General features: G+C 39.5%; 17 protein-coding genes. 8 read left to right on the forward strand and 9 right to left on the reverse strand.

The window, feature by feature from the left end; all coding sequences use genetic code 11:
* Positions 1-129: 129 nt before the first annotated feature.
* Positions 130-1,014, reverse strand: a complete 885-nt coding sequence (locus B7E05_RS04900) for a TetR/AcrR family transcriptional regulator (RefSeq protein WP_179134467.1) — start codon at positions 1,012-1,014, stop codon at positions 130-132.
* A 356-nt stretch (positions 1,015-1,370) separates the two neighbouring features.
* Between B7E05_RS04900 and B7E05_RS04905 the strand changes: the two genes are divergently transcribed.
* Both B7E05_RS04905 and B7E05_RS04910 read left to right on the forward strand, forming a co-directional pair.
* Complete coding sequence (locus B7E05_RS04905; RefSeq protein WP_080872962.1) at positions 1,371-2,885, forward strand: DHA2 family efflux MFS transporter permease subunit; 1,515 nt, start codon at positions 1,371-1,373, stop codon at positions 2,883-2,885.
* Positions 2,886-3,266: 381 nt separating this feature from the next.
* On the forward strand, positions 3,267-3,842 hold the full coding sequence (locus B7E05_RS04910) for a GNAT family N-acetyltransferase (protein WP_080872963.1): 576 nt from the start codon (positions 3,267-3,269) through the stop codon (positions 3,840-3,842).
* Between the two features lie 347 nt (positions 3,843-4,189).
* Here B7E05_RS04910 and B7E05_RS04915 read toward each other — a convergent pair whose 3' ends face one another.
* The 7 genes from B7E05_RS04915 to B7E05_RS04940 form a co-directional block, all read right to left on the reverse strand.
* A complete protein-coding gene (locus B7E05_RS04915) occupies positions 4,190-5,236 on the reverse strand; it encodes a galactitol-1-phosphate 5-dehydrogenase (RefSeq protein ID WP_080872964.1) in 1,047 nt (348 codons plus the stop codon).
* Between the two features lie 16 nt (positions 5,237-5,252).
* Positions 5,253-5,402, reverse strand: coding sequence for a hypothetical protein (locus tag B7E05_RS22050; protein ID WP_179134468.1), 150 nt, complete (start codon positions 5,400-5,402; stop codon positions 5,253-5,255).
* A 26-nt stretch (positions 5,403-5,428) separates the two neighbouring features.
* Positions 5,429-6,472 carry a zinc-binding dehydrogenase gene (locus tag B7E05_RS04920; RefSeq protein WP_080872966.1) on the reverse strand — a complete coding sequence of 348 codons (1,044 nt, stop codon included), beginning with the start codon at positions 6,470-6,472 and terminating at the stop codon, positions 5,429-5,431.
* Between the two features lie 191 nt (positions 6,473-6,663).
* Complete coding sequence (locus B7E05_RS04925; protein WP_080872967.1) at positions 6,664-7,923, reverse strand: PTS galactitol transporter subunit IIC; 1,260 nt, start codon at positions 7,921-7,923, stop codon at positions 6,664-6,666.
* A gap of 62 nt (positions 7,924-7,985) precedes the next feature.
* On the reverse strand, positions 7,986-8,264 hold the full coding sequence (locus B7E05_RS04930; RefSeq protein ID WP_080872968.1) for a PTS sugar transporter subunit IIB: 279 nt from the start codon (positions 8,262-8,264) through the stop codon (positions 7,986-7,988).
* Complete coding sequence (locus tag B7E05_RS04935; RefSeq protein ID WP_080872970.1) at positions 8,261-8,752, reverse strand: PTS sugar transporter subunit IIA; 492 nt, start codon at positions 8,750-8,752, stop codon at positions 8,261-8,263. The genes B7E05_RS04930 and B7E05_RS04935 overlap by 4 nt, the downstream gene beginning before the upstream one ends.
* A gap of 24 nt (positions 8,753-8,776) precedes the next feature.
* The gene (locus B7E05_RS04940; protein ID WP_245832969.1) at positions 8,777-10,837 is read right to left on the reverse strand and encodes a BglG family transcription antiterminator; all 2,061 of its coding nucleotides are present in this window, start codon (positions 10,835-10,837) and stop codon (positions 8,777-8,779) included.
* 456 nt (positions 10,838-11,293) lie between these two features.
* On the opposite strand from B7E05_RS04940, the gene B7E05_RS04945 reads away from it, so the two are divergent.
* The 4 genes from B7E05_RS04945 to B7E05_RS04960 all read left to right on the forward strand — a co-directional run bounded on the left by B7E05_RS04945 (position 11,294) and on the right by B7E05_RS04960 (position 16,006).
* Positions 11,294-12,622: a 3D domain-containing protein gene (locus tag B7E05_RS04945; protein WP_080872973.1), complete on the forward strand. Its 1,329-nt coding sequence runs from the start codon at positions 11,294-11,296 to the stop codon at positions 12,620-12,622.
* A 592-nt stretch (positions 12,623-13,214) separates the two neighbouring features.
* Entirely contained in the window at positions 13,215-13,658 is a 444-nt protein-coding gene (locus B7E05_RS04950; RefSeq protein WP_080872974.1) for a hypothetical protein, read from the forward strand.
* Between the two features lie 23 nt (positions 13,659-13,681).
* On the forward strand, positions 13,682-15,037 hold the full coding sequence (locus B7E05_RS04955) for a tripartite tricarboxylate transporter permease (protein WP_080872975.1): 1,356 nt from the start codon (positions 13,682-13,684) through the stop codon (positions 15,035-15,037).
* Positions 15,038-15,160: 123 nt separating this feature from the next.
* On the forward strand, positions 15,161-16,006 hold the full coding sequence (locus tag B7E05_RS04960) for a Cof-type HAD-IIB family hydrolase (protein WP_080872977.1): 846 nt from the start codon (positions 15,161-15,163) through the stop codon (positions 16,004-16,006).
* A gap of 110 nt (positions 16,007-16,116) precedes the next feature.
* On the opposite strand, the gene ytvI is transcribed toward B7E05_RS04960, so the two are convergent.
* Complete coding sequence (ytvI, locus tag B7E05_RS04965) at positions 16,117-17,202, reverse strand: sporulation integral membrane protein YtvI (protein ID WP_080872978.1); 1,086 nt, start codon at positions 17,200-17,202, stop codon at positions 16,117-16,119.
* 275 nt (positions 17,203-17,477) lie between these two features.
* Between ytvI and B7E05_RS04970 the strand changes: the two genes are divergently transcribed.
* Positions 17,478-18,911: a YfcC family protein gene (locus B7E05_RS04970; RefSeq protein WP_080872980.1), complete on the forward strand. Its 1,434-nt coding sequence runs from the start codon at positions 17,478-17,480 to the stop codon at positions 18,909-18,911.
* A gap of 146 nt (positions 18,912-19,057) precedes the next feature.
* Entirely contained in the window at positions 19,058-20,197 is a 1,140-nt protein-coding gene (locus B7E05_RS04975) for a M20 family metallopeptidase (RefSeq protein ID WP_342744977.1), read from the forward strand.
* Positions 20,198-20,209 lie beyond the last annotated feature (12 nt).

Genomic DNA, 20,209 nt, shown 5'->3' on the forward strand with positions numbered 1-20,209 from the left:
TGATTGGTATGCACTCTATGTAATAGTCTATATCATTTATGAAGGTTTTGTAAATTGCGTGTAACATAGAAAAGGATGCATTTTTATTCCTTATAATGGTAAAAATAACCGCTTCAAACGGAAAAGACACTACCTATTCTTTTGTTCTTCTATTAATTGCATGAACAACGTTTTAATATAATTTCCTTTATCCTCTAATTCCGTATGCTGTAAAGCGTGCTGATAAGAATAAATAACACTTTCCATCAGAAATAGATTCGGAGTCTCTACTTTTAATTGTTCCAGTAAAAAATGATGATAGTAAACCAGCTTATCATTTTTCAGCATGGATATACGGTGATCTAAGTCTGTCAATGTCTCTTTTAATAGCGTTTGAATGCTTTTATCTGCTGTGTCCTTTACTGGATGGTAAGGCAAGAAATAGTCTTCCTGTAAAAATGGAGGATGATTGTCTATTTGTTCTATTTGCCGGAGTGCGAAATAGATCATCTCTTCTATTGAAATATCTGTTTTGTCTATATCCATTAATAACTTGGAAGTTAAATGGATGGTGCCAAAACTAATCACTGCGTCATCATATGCATGTTTTTGTTTTTCTTTACCAAACACATCACAGATTCGATTTGCCATCCATATGATTTCTTCCAGGTATTGCTGATTCAGGAAGGTCTTTAATTCCTGGTGACCCTGATCTGCATTGGTAAGAGATGCAAATAGTGCTACAATATTATGTTTTTTATCCATATGAAAACGGACAGCAATTTGTTTTACGAAAACATCTTTATCAGCATTGGATTTTCCACGAGCCAACTGCTCCCGGTCGTCAATCACTTCTTCTTGAATCAACATTAAAATAGCCATAAAGCAATCCGTTTTGGATGAAAAATAATTATAGAATGTTCCCTTGGATACATTTGCCGTTTCTAAAATATCCTGAATCGGTGTTGCTGCAAAACCTTTTTTAATAAACAGGGTTTGAGCAGCTTGGATAATTTGTTTCTTTTTTGTATTCATAAGACCGTTCCTTTGCATTATTTTAAGAAAAATAGAATGTTTGTACAATATTTATAATAGTCCATATTCATTGGTATATCAACGTTTAAAAAATAATAAAAAGTTTTTGTTGCATTTATTGGACTATCAGTATAAAATAATGAAGTCTAAAAATAGAAAAGCACTTCGGGCGAACTTAAAAATGGTTGTTGTCTTCTTTGGAATATTCTCTTTAAGAAGATATTTTTTACATGTCTGGAACGCATTTCGATTTTAGTACCGCAAAAATGCAGCATATGAAGCAGAAGAAAAAGAAACATTTCTCTGGGAGCCGGGGAAATGTGATTTTTTCTGAGCAAAGAAAGTGAGGGTGTACTATGACAGGCATCAAAGAAATGCATAAACAACCGCCTTATGGCATGATTGCTATATTATTTATTGGAGCGTTTGTAGCTATCTTAAATGAAACATTACTAAACGTAGCGCTTCCTTCTATTATGAATGAATTTGAAGTAGGACCGACGTCTGTTCAATGGCTGACAAACGGGTATATGCTTGTAAACGGGATTCTTATTCCGGCAAGTGCGTTTTTAATTCAGCGTTTTACAAATAGAAAACTATTTTTAACAGCAATGACCTTATTTACGTTAGGGACATTATTGGCTGCTATATCACCGGTATTTTCGGTTCTTTTAATTGCAAGACTTATTCAGGCAGCAGGTTCTGCGGTGATGATGCCGCTTCTTATGAATGTGATGCTGACTGCTTTTCCAATTGAAAAGCGTGGTACGGCAATGGGGACATTTGGTCTCGTTATGATTGTGGCTCCTGCCATTGGACCGACTTTATCAGGCTGGGTAGTAGAACATTTTGATTGGCGAACTTTATTTTATATTGTCCTCCCGATTTCTATTATTTCCTTACTTATCGGGATATTTAAATTGAAAAACATTACGCCGCAGCGGGCTATCAAATTGGATGTTTTCTCCATTATCTTATCCAGCTTTGGTTTTGGCGGTTTACTATATGGTTTCAGTTCAGCAGGTGATGCAGAGATGGGATGGGGTCACCCGGCCGTCTATATTACAATACTCATCGGGGTGCTTAGTGTCATCGCGCTTATTTTCCGTCAATTACGCATGGAAGACCCGATGCTGGAGTTCCGTATTTTCCGTTATCCAATGTTTGCCTTATCTTCGGCCATTTCTGTTGTATTAGCAATGGCGTTATTTTCAGGAATGATTTTAATTCCATTATATGTGCAGACTGTTCGTGGTTTTACGCCATTTGAAGCTGGCTTATTAATGCTTCCTGGGGCACTTGTAATGGGAATCATGTCGCCGATTACCGGACGATTATTTGATAAATTCGGTGCGCGTACATTAACCCTTGTCGGGTTGATTATAACTGGTGTTACAACCTATCTCTTTACACAATTAGATATGGAAATTACCATTACATCGCTTATGGTTATCTTTGCAGCTCGTTCATTCGGCATGTCAATGGTTATGATGCCTGTCATGACAAATGGATTAAACCAGTTGCCAATGCATCAAAATCCACATGGTACGGCGATGAACAACACATTGCAGCAGGTCTCGGGTGCGATTGGTTCTGCTCTATTGATTACCATCATGAACAGCCGGACGAATAACGAGGCAGAAGCGTTGGCTGAAGATGCCGTGAAAAATATGGATCCATCACAAATACCGACTGGTCCAGCGGCAGAACAGATGCAAGCGGAAATAATGAATGAGGCAATGCTGCATGGCATTAACTTCTCTTTCTTTATTTCCCTGTTAATTATTGTTTTAGCATTTATTCTGGCACTGTTTATTAAGCGAGTAGGTACGGACGGAAAAATCATTACGAAATCAACGGAAAAAGAATGAAGTAAAGACTACCATCTGAACTGTCAGGTGGTAGTTTTTAATATAATGAAAGAAGCCTGGAGACAAAAGCATTTCTAAAGAATGAAATTACGTCAATATCAAGGGACCAGGTTTAGAAAAGTATATTGTAAAACTTCATTCAGTAGGAGTTTTAGGGGTACTTCTTCGCAAAAAAATAAAACGAAAGTACATTTGAATCATGATGGAGTTGCTTCTGTTATTGACCGTGTTTTGCAAAAGAGTTTGTATATGAATATAATGGTATTAGCCTAGACGATCTTTTGAAAAATAAAATGGATTGGAACATTACTTGTAAAAGTACGTACCATATTTTCTTTTAGGAAAGCATATTAAAGCAACACAAAAATCTGGAGGTTTCCCATGCAACAAAAGCAGTATTATCTAGAAACAATGAATCCGACAAATATAAATATGAAAGTTCTCCATAATTATTTGCTGCAGGACTTTGAGCGTATTGAATTACTTCCTCGTTTTGTATTGAAACGCAATTTAAAGAAGGGTGTGATGAAAGCAGTCTATCTTACAGACGGCCAAGAAAAATACGGTTATGCCATTTATCAGCAAGTAGATGCATTTGATGGTATTTTTATTTCCTATTTAGCTGTTCATTCGAAATATAGAGCGAAGGGGATGGGGAGTGAACTCATGCACCAGTTAAAAAACTTGTCCGCCAACGGTATTTTATTGGAGGTAGAAGATCCGGAAAAAGCAAAGGGAGAGCAAGATTATACCAACAGGCTACGAAGGATTCAGTTCTATGAACGGAATGGCTTGCATATAAACCCAAATATAAAACTCAATTCCTTTTTTGTTCCATTAAGAATGATGAACAATGTAGATCGAATAGATGATTATGATATTACTTTCTATCAGCAGTTATATAATCGGATTTGGAGATGGCCATTAGGGAATTTTTTGGTTAGGGAATATAAGTGATAAAAATCCTATTTTGGTATAAAAAAGAAGTTGAGGCAGCCTCTAACTTCTTTTTTATACTTCTTAAATGTAACTCTCAATAAAGCATCGCCTCAATCTTTTCTTCCCTTAGCATATTTACTTTTTCTAATTTACGCATCGATGAAGGGGCATCTAAACTCCATGCGATTATGCCTGCTTCTCCATATAAAATCTTCTATTCTAACTTCGCTTACCATATCAAAAACGAAAAAGCTGCTTTTTTTATTTGGTTTTTCTGCTTTGGTTTTATTCCATTCACTATTTGAAGCATGTTTTGAAAAGGTAGTTGCATTTTAATATATTTTTGATAAATCCTAATTGTATCATTAAGGATGAAAGAGTACTTTCACAGCATCTATTTCTTTATGAATAAGTTGCTGAAAAACCTTAGGTCCCTCTTCAAGCGGAAGCTGATGAGAAATCATCGGCTGAATATGAAGCTGTCCGTTTTTCATAAAATGGATTCCTGTTTCCCATTCTTTTCCTGGATAAGGTGCAGAAAGTGCATTCCAAGCCCCAAACATGCGTAATTCATTCCGGACAATTTTTTCAAAATAATGGCGTTGGAGTGTAACATCACCATAAGGAATGCCCAAGTATAAAATTTCACCGCCTTTTTTAGGAAGCGCAAGAATCTGTTCACTTGTGATGGGGGAGCCTGCTGATTCTACTGCCAGGTCCACGCCAGTATCATCGGTGTGTTGCTTGATCACTGATTCGGTGTCTTCTTTCAGCGGATTTATTAGGATATCAGCACCTAATTGTTTCGCGGTTTTCAATTTGTTTTCATCTATGTCAATAGCAAAAACAGCATCAGCTCCAAAAATTTTTGCCCATTGGATAGAAAGAAGACCAATACTTCCTACTCCCATAACAGCTATGGTTGCACCTGGTTGAATAGATGTACGATAAAAACCATGCAGTACAACAGAGGAGGGTTCTAGCATGGCGGCAGTGTCAAAATCGATGTTATCCGGCAGCTGCAGCACATGGGACGCAGGAAGCGTAACATATTCAGCGTAAGATCCGGGATGCTTGGCACCAATTACTGTCAGATTTGTGCAGCGGGTTGGCTCACCTTGTCTGCAATAGATACAGTTACCGCAGGAAAAAGCAGGGCAGGCCGTTACCCGTTCGCCTTCTTTTAAGTGCGTTACGGCACTGCCGACAGCAGATATCACACCTGAAAATTCGTGACCAAAGGTTGTTCCGGGCATATACGGACCCAGCTTTTTATAACGGGATACATCCGAACCGCATATTCCGGCAGCCTTTACCCGAATCAGCACATCGTCATTGTGAAGGATAGGAGGAATAGGTGTATCTTCTTCATAACGTAAATCTTCTACATCGTATAAATTTAGAGCCTTCATACTTGAGACCTCCTTATTACGATTGATTCGTATTCTTCTTTCTTTTTATTAAAAAGTAGGCAGCAATACTGACCACGATAGAGTTGAAGATAAGTTGATAATCAAAATAAAATTGGCTAATTCCACGCATTGGACCGAGCATAAAATCTAAAAACATATCAACCATGTTAATACCTCATTTCGGTTTGTATTTCACACACTTTCATCATCCATAGGGGTCAGCAGAACTTTAATGGCTTCTCCGTTTTTAATTGCCTGATAAGCTGTATCCCATTGATTGATAGAATATTCATGGGTTACCAGACTTTTTGCGTTTACTTTTCCTTCTTTCATTAATTGGATGGAAGGCCCCCAGTCTGCAGATTTTTGACTTCTGCTTCCAACGACTTGAATTTCTTTCTGAATTACTTTTTCCATATCGAAGGGAACCTGAGCTTCCGAGAAAATACCGATTTGCGCATAGTGTCCCTTTTTCCTTAATAAATCCAGACCTTGATTGGCAGCGTGAATAGAACCGGAGCACTCTAAAAGAACATCTGTACCATAACCATCTGTCAGCGCATTTACTTTGTCTTTTAAATTTTCTTTTTGAAGATTAATGACATAATCGATGCCAACTTCCTGTGCTTTATCCAGCCGAACCTGATCATTTGTCAGACCGGCAATTAAAACCGTCGCATCTTGGCTCTTTGCTACTTGGGCAGCAAGTAAACCGATGGGACCCGGACCAAGAACAACAACCAAATCTCCCTCGCGGATTCCTGTTTTTTGAATGGCATGATACGTACATGCCAAGGGCTCTGTCATGGCAGCAGACCGGTCATCCAACTCACGTGGTAAATGGTGCAGGCTTTCCTCGTGTGCTATCAGATATTTAGCAAATCCGCCATTTATTTGACTTCCCAACCCTTTACGGCGATTACATAAATTATAGTCTCCGGATTGGCAATAGCGACATTCACCGCAAATATAGAAGGTAGTTTCTGATGTAACACGATCACCTGCTTTAAAATGAGTAACACCTTCTCCAGTTTCTACGATTTCACCGGAAAATTCATGTCCTAATGTAACGGGAGCTGCGACTTTATAATGCCCTTCATAGGTATGGATATCGGAGCCGCAAATCCCTGCGTAAGCTACTTTAATTTTTACTTGATAACTGGATACAACGGGTTCCTCGACATCTTGGACGTGTAAATGGCCATGTCCCAAAGCAGTTTTTACAAGGGCTTTCATCGTTCATTCTCCTTTTTTATCAATTTCCAGTTCAAGCTATATAAACAGTTTGAATGGACTAGCAGAAAAAATGATGAAGGATGCTTGTGTTAATAAAGAAGGGAGATTCCTAGATCCTATTTCGCAACATCATTATTTTCTGCTAATTTTCTATTAAAAGTAACGATTGGTTCCCAGCAATTGTTCGTATATTAATTAAACAGGTCAAAGAATCTCCAAATCACCCAGTTCACGATATTACCGCCTTGATCAATACTCGATACCTGTGCGGAGCCTTCAGGAAGATTAATGTCTGCATTCATTGCCATGTCCGTGAATAATGGGGCAATGTCTGTTGCTACATAGAGCGAAACAGCTATCATAATTGACCCGACAATAACAGAGTGAATAATATTTCCTTTCGAAGCTCCAACCACAAAAGCGATAACAAATGGAATCGTCGCCAAGTCTCCAAAAGGAAGTACCGCATTTCCCGGTAAAATAACGGCGATAAAAACGGTAATTGGTGTTAAAATTAACGCTGTTGCAATCACCGATGGGTGTCCTAAAAGAACGGCAGCGTCCAGGCCAATATTAATTTCGCGATCACCAAAGTGTTTATTGAGCCAGGTACGTGCAGATTCAGATACTGGCATTAATCCTTCCATCAGGATTTTTACCATTCTTGGCATCAGCACCATAACGGCAGCCATTGAAATACCGATGTTGATAATGTCACCAACACCGTAGCCGGCTAGAGCACCAATGGCAGCACCAAGGATTAAGCCGATAACCATGGAATCTCCAAATACCCCAAAACGTTTTTGGATGGAGTCTGGATCAGCATGGAGTTTATTTAGACCAGGAATTTTTTGAATTCCTTTGACAACAAAAATAAATGGTGCATAAGAAATCGTACTTCCTGTTGCAACGGAGACACCAGGCATTTCATAAAAATCACGTACCATCGGTTGGGTCCAGTCTGCTATTTTTAAACAGACAATCTGAAATAATGTTGCTGCAATCAGACCCTGCACAATGCTTCCGGATACGGTATAGACAATAGCCCCTGTGAAAGTGTAGTGCCAAAAGTTCCAAATATCTACGTTCATCGTTTTGGTTGTTTTTGTTACCAACATGACAACGTTTACAATTAATCCTAACGGAATAATAAAGGCAGCAATTGTTGACGCCCACGCAACGGATGAGGTAGCTGGCCAGCCAATGTCAATGGTATTCAAGCTGACGCCAAGTCTGTCTACCATTCCTTGAGCTGCTGGACCAAGGTTTAACGTTAATAAATCAATAACAAGGAAAATACCTACAAATGCAACACCGATTATCAGACCTGAACGGAAAGCTTTTCCGGGCTTTTGACCAAATAAAAGTCCGAGTAAAAAAATGACAACAGGTAAGATGACGGTAGCTCCTAAGTCCAGAAATGCTTGTATAAAGTCAACAAATCCTTGCATAAGAATTCCCTCCTATGGGTTAGGATGCTGCTTTACCCCTTGGGGAATAAAGCAGCCAAATATTATTTTAGTAATTCTTCTAAAATCTGTTTCTTTGTATCTTCTACACCGATCCCTGTTAGAAATGTACGTGCATTGATAACCGGGAAGGGATAGTTCTTTTTTGTCATTGCAGTAGTCACCAATAGATCTGCTGTATCCTCGTAAGTACTTACTTCTGCAATTCTAATTTGTTTTACATCTATTTTTATCCCATTTTCTTTCGCTAGTTCTTCAATTGCATTGTTCACTACAGTGGATGTTGCAATACCTGCTCCACAAGCTACAAGTACTTGCTTCATAACTTCTCACCTCCTTTAAAGGTACTCAGATTAAGTTTGTCAGCTACGCGTTTCTGGATTTCCAACGTGTCTTCGGTCTGGAGTAATTGATTGAGAAAAGACGCTTCTTGAAAAATCTTCATTAAATCCTGCAGAAGCTTCAATTGGGAATGAGGTTCATCCATTGCCAGCATAAATACAATTTGCACAGGAGTGGTTTCTTTTTCTTCTCCCATAATGACAAAATCTACCGGATTTTTTAATGTAGCTACACTGATGGTTCTTTGATTTACATGAATCGCATCTGTATGCGGAATAGCTACAGATACGCCTGGTGTTGGTAATCCGGTTGCAAATTCTTTCTCTCTTTCGATAATTGCCGGAATAAAGCTGTCTTTGACATAATGCTGTTTTACTAAATTTTCTCCCATTTGCTGAAGTACTTCTGTATAATCATCAGCTTCTAAATGCATTAAAATAACCTTTTCATTAAAGCGTAATTTACTCATGACATAACACTCCTGCCTTCACTATTAATCAATGATATAATCTTGGATTAACTTATAAATATATTCTTTCGAGCTGGCCTGAATCAGTTTAGGTAACAGACTGGACGAAGAAGCTATTTTCATTAGCTGCATCAGTGCGTGAATATGCTGTTTTTTGTCCACTGCAGCAATCATAATCATCAAGTGAATCTGATGGTTTTCTTCTCCGTAAGCTACGCCGTTACGAATTTTTAATAGACTCATTCCAACTTGTTTGACACCTTCCTCAGGTGTAGCATGTGGAATAGCGACATGTTCGCCAATGGCAATATAGGAATCTTCTTTGGAATGCTGGATAGCTGCTTCTATATAATGAGGCGTAATATACTCATTTTTAAGCAATGGAGCTCCGCACAGCCGAATGGCCTCATCAAAGGAGGAGACAGATTCTCTCAGTGTCATATGATTCACTGTCAGAAAATCATATAACTCTTTTTCTCCTGCTGTGGCGGCTTGTTTTGTAATAGAAGCATTTTTATCTCTGTGGATAAAAGCATAGAGTTCCTTCCGCAGACTTTTTTCATCGGAAACGGCCGCATACTGCTGAATCTTTAACATTAAATCATCCACATTGATTTCATTTGGGATATAATCGTATACCTCCAGCATCACTTGTTTACGAATCCGCTGTTTATCTTCCGTACGCAGAATTGGTTTGCAGATAAACAATTTTTTATCTGTTTCTAATGAAACGGGCGAGAAGACAATATCGTATTCGAGTTCGTAATGTAAAAACTCCCTGACAGATAACCAATCCAAAAATACGAATTCAGGAAAGAGCTCTCGAAGCTGCTGGAACATTAAACGGGAAATGGAAATTCCCCGCGGACATACCACCAGGGCTTTTATTTTTTGAGCCATGCTTTCTCCCTGTTTATGCATCCAGCCGCTGATTAACATCACAATATACGTGATTTCATTTTCAGGAATCTTGCTTTCTATCACTTCCTCAAGCGGCGTAATTGCTAAATGAACCAGATGGCGAATCTGTTCGAATTCTTCATTATCGTTATCTTCAAAAAGAATTGAATCGGTCAGCTGATATTTAATCCGGTAATACGCTGGTGTTACATGCTGCAGCAGCTTATCGATTAACTGTTTACGGTCATGGAAATTAATACAGGCATTCTTTTCAAAGAGCCGGACCATTTTATCGATGGCTGGTACCAGGTCAGGAATATAATCCTCGGTCATCCATGAATTCCGGTGGACACTTCCTGTTAACAGGTTCAATGTAATAAAAATGCGTTCCGGCGTTGGAAGTTTTTTGTCGTATAGAATTTCTTCTGTTGCTTGATATTCCTTTGTATTAGAGAGCTCATCATAACGGATAAACAAAGGCTGAATCGAATATCCTTTTTGAATTCTCCGCAGAATCAAGACAAAGACAGCCGGAAGTGTCATCATAATTTCATCTGTAAATTGAATGGTCAGCTTTTGTTCAACCCGTTCTAACCGGCGCTCGAACTGATCAACCAGTTCATCCTCCAGCATCAGGATTTCCTGCAGCTTTCTTTTATTGTCATCATGCAGAATCAATTCATTTGCGAGTCCTATCATCATCTTGCGCGCTTGAAATTCGTTACCTATAATCTGATACCCATCTTTTCTTGTGTACTTTATTTTCAATTGATAAGCATCTAACAGCTTCTGAGCATGCTTCATATCATTTAAAATGGTATTCTTGCTGACATCTAACTGTCTGGTTAAACCGCTTAACGAGATAGCATCTTTTCCGCCTAATATGGCCATAATCAGAAATCTTCCCCGATGCTGTTCTGACATCACTCCATCTTGGAATTTGGAATCTGCAGTGATGCTTTGCTTCACCGTCGCAGTTAAAATAGATTGATCAATGATAAATTGCCCTTTTTTGGTTCGTTCGATTTCTGGCAAATGGCTATCTTGTAACCATGTATTTATTTTTTGAAAGGTGTAGCCTAATTGTCGGCGAGAAAGATTATATTTATCTGCAAGCTCTGAGCTTGTAATACTTGTGTCATTGATTAATGCATTAAAAATAATCTCTTCTCTTTCTCCTAACACAATGTCGCCTCCTTTGATTAGAATCATATCAATTGCTAAACAATAAATGAATGCGCTTACATCACAAAATAAAGAAGTATCTTTGTATCATATTGTGATAATCCATCTTGTCCTATTTTACGTAATATTTTGACATGATAGAAGTAATGGAACACAATGGGCCGATTTTTAATTTAACAAGAAAAGGAAATTATCATGGAGAGCAATCCGTAGAAATCCTGTAAAATGACGGGTGTCTGGAAAAAGATGGGGAGCATTTGTGTGAAGCAGCTGGAGAATGATTATCAAATGGCAATGAGAGAAATAGAAGCGAAGTAAACGTATTACGCAATAAAATGGCAAGGTTTATTACTTGTACGGATGCCGTTTGTAATAAACTATTAACATTTTTGTAACTTAGTAGTTGGGAAAATGTGCTATTATTGAATTTGGCGAATATTTAAGGGGGACTACATAATGAAAAAAATAGTAGCTACGGTTGCTACGGGTGTCATTCTAGGTGGCTCTTGTTTATCAAATGTTTCAGCAGCGGGATATCAGGTTCAAAATGGTGATAACTTGTGGAATATAGCAAAAGAATATAGTACAAGTGTTGACAAATTATTTGATTTAAATAATTTAAAGTCATCTCTCATTCTTCCAAATCAAGTATTAATTATTGACGAACAATACAAGATACAAAAGGGCGATACATTATCTAGTATCGGACATAAATTAGGTGTAACGGTTACTGATTTGAAAGAATGGAATAATCTTGAATCAGATCTTATTTTTATTGGTCAAATGTTAACGATTAAGAAATCAAATGTGGAAAAAACAGATGCACCGGTTGCACAAGTACCTGATAATAAATCAGCTAATGAAGATGAATTGAATGAAAATAATCAGGCAAGTGAAGATATAGAAGCAGCGGAAGCGGAAGCTGAAGAAGCAGCACAAGCAGAGGCTGAAGCTAAAGAGGCAGAAGAGGCTGAAGCAGCAAAAGCGGAGGAAGAAGCTAGAGAGGCAGAAGAGGCTGAAGCAGCAAAAGCGGAGGAAGAAGCTAGAGAGGCAGAAGAGGCTGAAGCAGCAAAAGCGGAGGAAGAAGCTAAAGAGGCAGAAGAAGCTGAAGAAGCAGAAGCGGAGGAAGAAGCTAAAGAAGCAGAAGAAGCTAAAGAAGCAGAAGAAGCTAAAGAGGCAGAAGAAGCTAAAGAGGCAGAAGAAGCTAAAGAGGCAGAAGAAGCTAAAGAAGCAGAAGAAGCTAAAGAGGCAGAAGAAGCTAAAGAAGCAGAAGAAGCTGAATTAGCAGCGCAAGCGGAAGCAGAAGAAGCAGCGCAAGCAGAGGCAGAAGCTGAAGAAGCAGCACAAGCGGAAGCAGAAGCTGAAGAAGCAGCACAAGCGGAAGCAGAAGCTGAAGAAGCAGCACAAGCGGAAGCAGGAGCTGAAGCAGCTACTGTAAACTCCACAGAAAATGAGGAACCTGTAACGGAAACCAACACACAAGAACAAGCTAGCGGTGAAACAATCTCTGTAACTTCTACCGCGTATACAGCTAACTGTGAAGGATGTTCTGGTGTTACATCAACTGGAATTGACTTAAACGCAAACCCGAATGAAAAGGTCATTGCTGTTGATCCAAATGTGATTCCGTTAGGTACAGAAGTGTATGTTGAAGGCTATGGTAATGCAGTAGCCGGCGATATTGGCGGCGCAATTAACGGTAATAGAATCGATGTTCATGTTCCGACAGATGAAGAGGCTCTTAACTGGGGCGTACGTGAAGTTAATGTGACTGTCGTAGAATAGTAGAAACTTAATAGAACAAATTTGAGGGAAAGTACTTTGCAATAAGGTGCTTTCCTTTTTTATGCCGTGACGCTGCTACTAAAGTAACAGCAGGTAGTAGTATACACTTCTAAAAAGAATCTGGCCCATTCATTTCTCTTATATATGATCATTGATACAAACAAAGAAAAGATTATTACGACAGGAGCTGTAATTATTACGATTAAAACTTTGTGTATCATTGATTTATCGCAGTATAATTGGCTGGGACAGGGACTGCGCTTACTCGCCCCATCGAACCTCGTTGTCGCAATATCTGCACTACACATCCATGTGTGTTGAACCTCCCCTTGAAGGAAGTTTCACTTTATTTCAGCAAAAAAAAGGCGGATTGACTATCTTGTTAATAGGATATTCTATAATTAGTATCTGCTAATAGATTCTAGTATAATTAGCTTGTATGTAGTATAATCGCATTGTTTCATCCACTGAGTGGGATGATAATTACCAATATTATCAAGTTTATAAAATATAATGCAGACCATGATAGAAATGGAAGCTTTTTGAACTCAAACTTTTAAAGATATTCTTAAATAGAGAGGTGATGATAAAGATGACGAAACAAGAACAAGAGGACTCAGAATCATATGTTGAAATTATTGGTGATACGGTTGTCGGAAAGGATTTAATCATGACGATTTCCATCAGTGTGGTTCTCAGCTTTATTGGCTTTTTTACTGGCAGAGAACTTATTTTTCCGCGGATTGCTCCGGAAGAAATGATTCTGTCTTACTCCTTATTGTTAGGTATCGCCGGCAGTGTAACGGGTCTGCTTGTGAACACGTTTTTATTTAAGCCAAAGCGAACATTAAATGAAACGGCATCTACCAATACAGAGCTATCGGAAATATATGAGAACCTGCAGCTGGATATGGAAGAAGAACGTGCGTCTATTTTAAATGATCCAGTTATCACAGAAGAGATGAAGGAACAGGGTTTTTATGACATGTTTATTCCTGATGAAGAAAAAGACCTTCCACAAAAAGAGAAGAAATAGTTGAAAGAGGAGAATGAACGAAGATGGATGTGTTATTGATATCAATCGTATTAGCGGTTATTGCGGGGCTTATATTTACAGCCATTGGATTAATTTCCGGTTCGGATGAAACGGCTGTGATTGTCCCTGCAACATTAATTGTCGTGTTATTGGGAGCACCTCCAGAGGCTGTTTTTGCTTTTTTCATGTCTGCTGTGCTTTCGAAGCATCTCACGCATGCGATTCCTACGACGTTAATGGGGGTTCCGGGAGATACGACAGCGACACCGATGTTGGATCATGCGAACTTTATGCGGCGAATCGGGTTACCGCATATTGCCCTGCGGAAAATGATTTCCGGAGGGGTTATTGGTGCCTTTATTGCGCTCCCTGTTTCTTTGGCATTTGCGGTGTTCCTAAGCCAATTCGGGGATTTTTTCCAGGAGAACTCCGGACTTATATTTACGTTGGCAGCTGTGCTGATTGGATATTTTTCCAAAGGGCGCTGGGCGAGTATTATTTTAATTATTCCGCTTGCCCTTGTCATCCAAGGATTAAACTTGGTCAGTACGAATATTTTAGGGACTGGTTTATCAATCAGTTTCTTCTTGGGGATTGCCATTGGGCCGATGTTTACCGATATGTTATTAGCCTCGTCTGCAAGCGGGCGTGCACTGATTCAACGTCAGCAGCCGAATGAATATAAATTAGCTCCGGAAAAGAAATCATGGACGGGCTACTTTCCGAATCCATTCAAAGTACTAACGAAAAAACAAACCGCATCGGTCGGCGGGACATCGTTTTTAGCTTCCTTGACCTTTGCGTTAAGTCCGGTCGGGATGACCGCATTAATGGGAGAAATAGTCGGTTCGCGTGTCAAAGGACAATATAAAAAATCAACAACCAGCTTGTCTACTATGAATGGGGTAACCGAATCTACCTATATTGCAGAAACCATTATTCCGCTTGTTGCTTTTGGTATTCCGCTCAGTCCCGTAGCAATCGGGCCTGCGCAAGCTTTATTTAACGCACCGCCGGTATTTACAGCTGATCCAGTTCATAATCTACATACGTTAATGGAACCGATCGATTTTCTTATCTACGGGTTGATTGGCATTATTGTTGCTGCTGTTATCGCATATCCATTCTCCATGAATTTTGCGAGAAAAGCGACTGTGCTTGTGTTAAAGCATATTAATCAGGAAGCTATTATTGCGATGTTTATCGGGGTGGTTACCCTGCTTGCATTTTATGAGGGGGGACTGGTCAGTGTTACTGTCACTTTTGCGATGGCAATGGTCGGCGGTTTATTGAATCGTTTCCTTGGTGTGGGGATCGGTGTTCAATTTATGATATTCTACGGTTCCGGCTGGATTGTCACGACGTTATTGGGAATGTAGCATCTCATATATAGCGGGGCAGTGGAAACGTGCTCCGCTATATTTATATAACAGGAACAATCTATCAAACACGAAACATCCCTGCAAATATGATACGATATCAACGGAAAGGGTGTGGAACGCATGAAATTAATCGCAATTGATTTAGATGGTACGTTATTAGGGGAAGATGGAAAAATCAGTGAATCGAACCAGGAAGCTATTCGCATGAGACAAGCGAACGGTGATATTGTTGCTTTTTGCTCCGGGAGATCATTACATGATATGCAGGAAATTGCGACATTATCCAATATAGAGGTTCCGCTGATTTGTGCGAACGGGTCATTGACCAGTGTAAATGGAGAGGTTATTCGCAGTCAGATACTGGTTCCGGACAAGTTAACAGAAATCATGGATACAGTATCTCAAAGCGGATTGTATTTTGAAATCTATACCAATAAAGGCATATATATTCAAAAAGATAAAAAGCAAATTTTAGAAACGGAGAAGGAAGCTCTTTTTGATACACCAGAAGAAAAGGAAAAAGCTGAACATATTATCTACATACAAAATAAACAGTATGGCATGGTAGAAGTAGATGATTACTTAGAAGCGGGGGTTACAGAGCTGGAGCCGTATAAAGTGTTTATTATGTCCTTTCGGCGGGATGCGTTAGAGAAGCTTACAAAAGGCTGGGAAGACAGATCGGATATCTCCATCACTACGTCAGGATACCAAAAATTAGAAGTTGCGCATCCGGACGCAAGCAAAGGAAATGCATTGAAAGAACTGGCAAACTATTATCAAATTGCTCAAGCGGATACGGCTTGCATTGGAGATAATCTGAATGATATTTCCATGTTTGCATATGCGGGGACTTCTATTGCCATGCAAAATGCAGAACCGGAAGTCAAGGAATATGCAGACGATATTACTCACAGTAACGATGAAAATGGAGTTAGTTACGCTTTGCGTGAAATAATTGAGTAGAGAAGCGTAGGAAAATGCAATCATCCTTTGTATAACAAAATCCGAACCCGTTCCACACTTTTAAATCAGAAGGTGTGGACTGGATTCGGATTTTATTTATTTGCAAGTTTTTATTCTTCTACTTTTTCAACGGATTTTTTCTTCACGAATTGAAATAAACCGACTTCATGGGCTGCCTGGAATGCACTGACAACGAACGGGCCAAATATAAGGCCGAGTACGCCGAAGAAAACAAAACCGAAATACATGGATAAAACGGTCGGCAGCGCGGCGAGTCCCATTTGATCGCCGAGTACCTTTGGTTCTGTGATTCGCCGGATAATGAGTAAGAATAAGGCTAATATCATCAGTTGCAGGCCTGTTGGAACATCGCCGATAAGCATCATCACACCGCCCCATGGCACAAGGATTAATGCCGGACCAACATAAAGCGGAATAATATCCACCAGCCAGATAATAAAGGTCATAAAGAGCGCAAAACGTGGTGAAATGTATAATAAACTCAGATAGGTCAGTATAAAAATCATCACACTAAGCAGAAATTGCGCTTTCCAATATCCCCAGAAAACCGATTTTAAACGCTGGAAGAATGTTTTTAGCTTTGTAGCTGTTTTTTCAGGGAAAAGAGCGTAAAATGCTTGAAACAGTTTGGGTAAATCCAGACTGAATAAAAAGAAGGTAATCAAATAAACAAGCGAAACAAAGAGCAGGTTAGGAATCGATTGCACCCATGATCCCAACATACCGATGAAGTCCTCTACCAAGTCATACCCTGTATTTAACAGCCGATCGGATTGGCGATTCAACTCACTGATAATGGAATCGCGCTGCGGTGAATCCGCAATTAAGTCATTGAAGCGGTAAATTACCTCGTCGATAATCGTTTGAATTTCACTTCCGTATCTGGGAACATTTTGGCTCCATTCGACGATACGGCTAATCGCACTTGTCAGCATAACATAAACTAATCCGCACGCGATGACGACAAATGATGTAAAAACAACCGTAACTGGCCAGATTCGTTTCTCTGTCTTGAATGATTTTTTTAATACATTCACCAGCGGTTCAAATATGATTGCTGTTAATAAGGCCAGTAAAACAGGCACAAATACGGAAAAGTAAAAGTATAAAAACACACCTATTGCTATAAGCAATAAGCCAATCGTTATTTTTTTGATGAGTGATTGATTTAACAAAAGTTTTCCTCCCGCCGGGTTAAGTCCATGAATCGCAATAATATTATTTTATCGTTCGCTCAACGAAATGTAAACTGATTGATTGATATGGAAATTTGATTTTCAGTAAGTGACAATAAACTCCCCGCATGAAGTATTCGTATGCCATAGTACAAATTTTTCACAGTGTAATTGATTGTAAGACAAACATTATCAATCAGCAGATTGACAGTTTCTTAAATAAGTAATATTCTGTTATTAATTATACGATTTTTTGTCGAAAAAAGGAGGCTATTATGAAGAAACAAACAAGTGAAAATAATGATAAAGGTTATAAGAAAAGATATTGGGCGGTACCGGATGCCTTTATCATCATATTTGGGATATCGGTGCTCGCTGCAATTGCGACTTATATCATTCCAGCAGGGATGTATGAGAGGGAAGAAGTTGATGGTATTACGCAAGCTATTCCCAATAGTTTCAGCTTTGTAGAATCTTCTCCCACATCGTTGATGGATTTGTTTCTGGCTGTCCAGAAAGGAATGATTGAATCCGGCAATATCATATTTTTAATATTTATGATAGGCGGAACGGTAGCTGTCCTAGAATCGACAGGTGCCATTGATGCCGGAATTAACTCTCTGATACGAAAGGCAAATGGTAATAAAACGCTGCTTATTGCCGTAGTCAGTACCATTTTTGGTATTATATGTACGGTAGGTGTTGCTTCGAATGCAGTTATTGCTTTTATTCCTATCGGTATCGGACTGGCGCGGGCTATGAAATTGGATGCAATCGCCGGAGTTGCTATCATATATCTTGGTTATTTTGTCGGCAATACGGCGGGGGTTTTAGAACCTACTATTTTAGGAGTTGCTCAATCGATTTCAGAATTACCTCTGTTTTCGGGATTGTTGCTGCGGTTGGCTGTGTTCATTGCTTTGCTGATTGTGACCATTATCTATATCTGCAGGTATGTGAATAAAATCAGCAAGGATCCAAGCCGGAGTTTAATGAAAGCGAACCCTTTTATGGATAATCCGGGTGCAGAGGTAGAAGAGGAAAACAGAAGTGATGCATTTACAAAAAAACATATGGTTATTATTCTGATCTTCTTTATTTTTATCGGTATATTCCTATACGGCGCATTGAATCTCGAATGGTCCATTGATGAATTATCTGCTATCTTTATTATGATGGGAATTACGGTAGCTATTGTTGATAAGATAACACCAAATGAATTTATGAGAAAGTTTATGAATGGTGCGAGAAGTATTACATATGGAGCTCTCGTAGTCGGAATCGCCAGGGCAGTTATTGTTGTCATGGAAGACGGCAGAATACTGGACACGATTGTTCACGGTGCGCTGATTCCACTGGAGTCCTTACCTGTTATTTTAGGCGCTCAAGCACTTTACGTATTTAATTTATTGTTTAATTTACTCGTGACATCTGGTAGCGGACAGGCTTCGATTGTCATGCCTTTAATGGTTCCACTGGTGGATATGCTTGATATTACCCGGCAGACGGGTGTACTGGCATTGAAGCTTGGCGATGGTATTACAAATGTTATCACGCCTACTTCAGGGGTATTGATGGCGGTGCTCGCTGTTGGGAAAGTGCCATGGACAAAATGGGTACGGTTCGTTTACCCGTTAGTGTTATTATGGATAGCAGTAGGTGCTATATTTATGGGAATCGCGGTTATGATTAACTACGGTCCATTTTAAGCATTTGGCTGATGGAACGGTTGTGCTGTTTATTCTTTGAATAGGCAGCCCTCTTTTTTAAATAAGAATCATAAGTTTTCGTTTGAAGCTTTTATAAAACGGATAGAGTGACAAGTAGAGTCAAAAAAATGAAGGTGGAGGAAGTAATGATGCAAGTATACGAAGAAAAACATTTTAATGACATGTTGGAAATGCTTGAACAATTGGTGAATATGGACAGCGGATCGAACGACAAAGACGGTGTAGACAGGGTTGGTACATTTCTCCGGGAAGCATACGAACAAATCGGGTTTGTTTCGGAAGTACACGAGAATGACACATATGGAAATTCCATCTCATTACGTCATCAAGACGCTGCAAATCCGGATATTTTAATCTTGGCACATATGGATACGGTCTTTCCATCAGGAACAGCAAAAGAACGGCCGTTTACTGTCCGTGACGGACGGGCTTATGGACCTGGCGTGATCGATATGAAGGGTAGTCAGGCCATGTTGTTTTATACAATGAAAACCTTAATGGAACAGCAAAACGCAGCTTATAAGCATGTCGAAATTGTACTGAATAGTGATGAAGAAGTTGGAACAGTTTCTTCAAGGGCGCTGATTGAAGAAAAGACAAAAGGGAAAAAAGCTGCTCTTGTTATGGAACCGGCAAGAGAAAATGGTTCCATTGTCAGTTCACGGCGTGGAAGCGGACGATATGACCTCGATATTAAAGGACGTTCCGCGCATTCAGGGATGAATCCAGAACGGGGTATCAATGCAATTGAAGAGTTGGCACATAAAATCATTGATTTGCAGGGGCTTTCCGATCCGGAAAATAACCTGCATGTCAATGTCGGGATGATCGAAGGAGGTACGTCCGTCAATACCATAGCTCCATCGGCGAAAGCTTCTATTGATGTACGGATCAGCACGGCTTCGCAAGGAGAAACCATTGATAAAGAGATTCAAGCGATTGCCCGCAAGCATGCAGTCGACGGAACGGAAATAACCTTGACTGGCGGAATCAACCGTCCGCCAATGGAATGGTCGGACGAAGTACAACGTCTCGTTGATATCATCCAAGCTGAAGCTGGAAAAATCGGGCTGAATGTCCAAGATACAGCAACTGGCGGCGGATCAGATGCATCCTTTACAGCTGCAATGGGCGTACCGACTGTTGATGGTCTGGGACCTGTTGGCGGAAAGCAGCATACCAGTGAAGAATACCTGGTAGTGGACAGTCTGATGGAACGAATGGCGTTATTTACGAATGTTTTGGAGCAGTTAAGTAAGGAATAACAGATTCCATTG

Origin of the sequence: Oceanobacillus timonensis (genome assembly GCF_900166635.1) — a bacterium.
Lineage (GTDB): Bacteria > Bacillota > Bacilli > Bacillales > Amphibacillaceae > Oceanobacillus > Oceanobacillus timonensis.

Coding starts and splice junctions, on each gene's coding strand:
- B7E05_RS04900 (WP_179134467.1), bottom strand. CDS start 1,014: ATGAATACAAAAAAGAAACAAATTATCCAAGCTGCTCAAACCCTGTTT.
- B7E05_RS04905 (WP_080872962.1), top strand. CDS start 1,371: ATGACAGGCATCAAAGAAATGCATAAACAACCGCCTTATGGCATGATT.
- B7E05_RS04910 (WP_080872963.1), top strand. CDS start 3,267: ATGCAACAAAAGCAGTATTATCTAGAAACAATGAATCCGACAAATATA.
- B7E05_RS04915 (WP_080872964.1), bottom strand. CDS start 5,236: ATGAAGGCTCTAAATTTATACGATGTAGAAGATTTACGTTATGAAGAA.
- B7E05_RS22050 (WP_179134468.1), bottom strand. CDS start 5,402: ATGGTTGATATGTTTTTAGATTTTATGCTCGGTCCAATGCGTGGAATT.
- B7E05_RS04920 (WP_080872966.1), bottom strand. CDS start 6,472: ATGAAAGCCCTTGTAAAAACTGCTTTGGGACATGGCCATTTACACGTC.
- B7E05_RS04925 (WP_080872967.1), bottom strand. CDS start 7,923: ATGCAAGGATTTGTTGACTTTATACAAGCATTTCTGGACTTAGGAGCT.
- B7E05_RS04930 (WP_080872968.1), bottom strand. CDS start 8,264: ATGAAGCAAGTACTTGTAGCTTGTGGAGCAGGTATTGCAACATCCACT.
- B7E05_RS04935 (WP_080872970.1), bottom strand. CDS start 8,752: ATGAGTAAATTACGCTTTAATGAAAAGGTTATTTTAATGCATTTAGAA.
- B7E05_RS04945 (WP_080872973.1), top strand. CDS start 11,294: ATGAAAAAAATAGTAGCTACGGTTGCTACGGGTGTCATTCTAGGTGGC.
- B7E05_RS04950 (WP_080872974.1), top strand. CDS start 13,215: ATGACGAAACAAGAACAAGAGGACTCAGAATCATATGTTGAAATTATT.
- B7E05_RS04955 (WP_080872975.1), top strand. CDS start 13,682: ATGGATGTGTTATTGATATCAATCGTATTAGCGGTTATTGCGGGGCTT.
- B7E05_RS04960 (WP_080872977.1), top strand. CDS start 15,161: ATGAAATTAATCGCAATTGATTTAGATGGTACGTTATTAGGGGAAGAT.
- B7E05_RS04970 (WP_080872980.1), top strand. CDS start 17,478: ATGAAGAAACAAACAAGTGAAAATAATGATAAAGGTTATAAGAAAAGA.
- B7E05_RS04975 (WP_342744977.1), top strand. CDS start 19,058: ATGATGCAAGTATACGAAGAAAAACATTTTAATGACATGTTGGAAATG.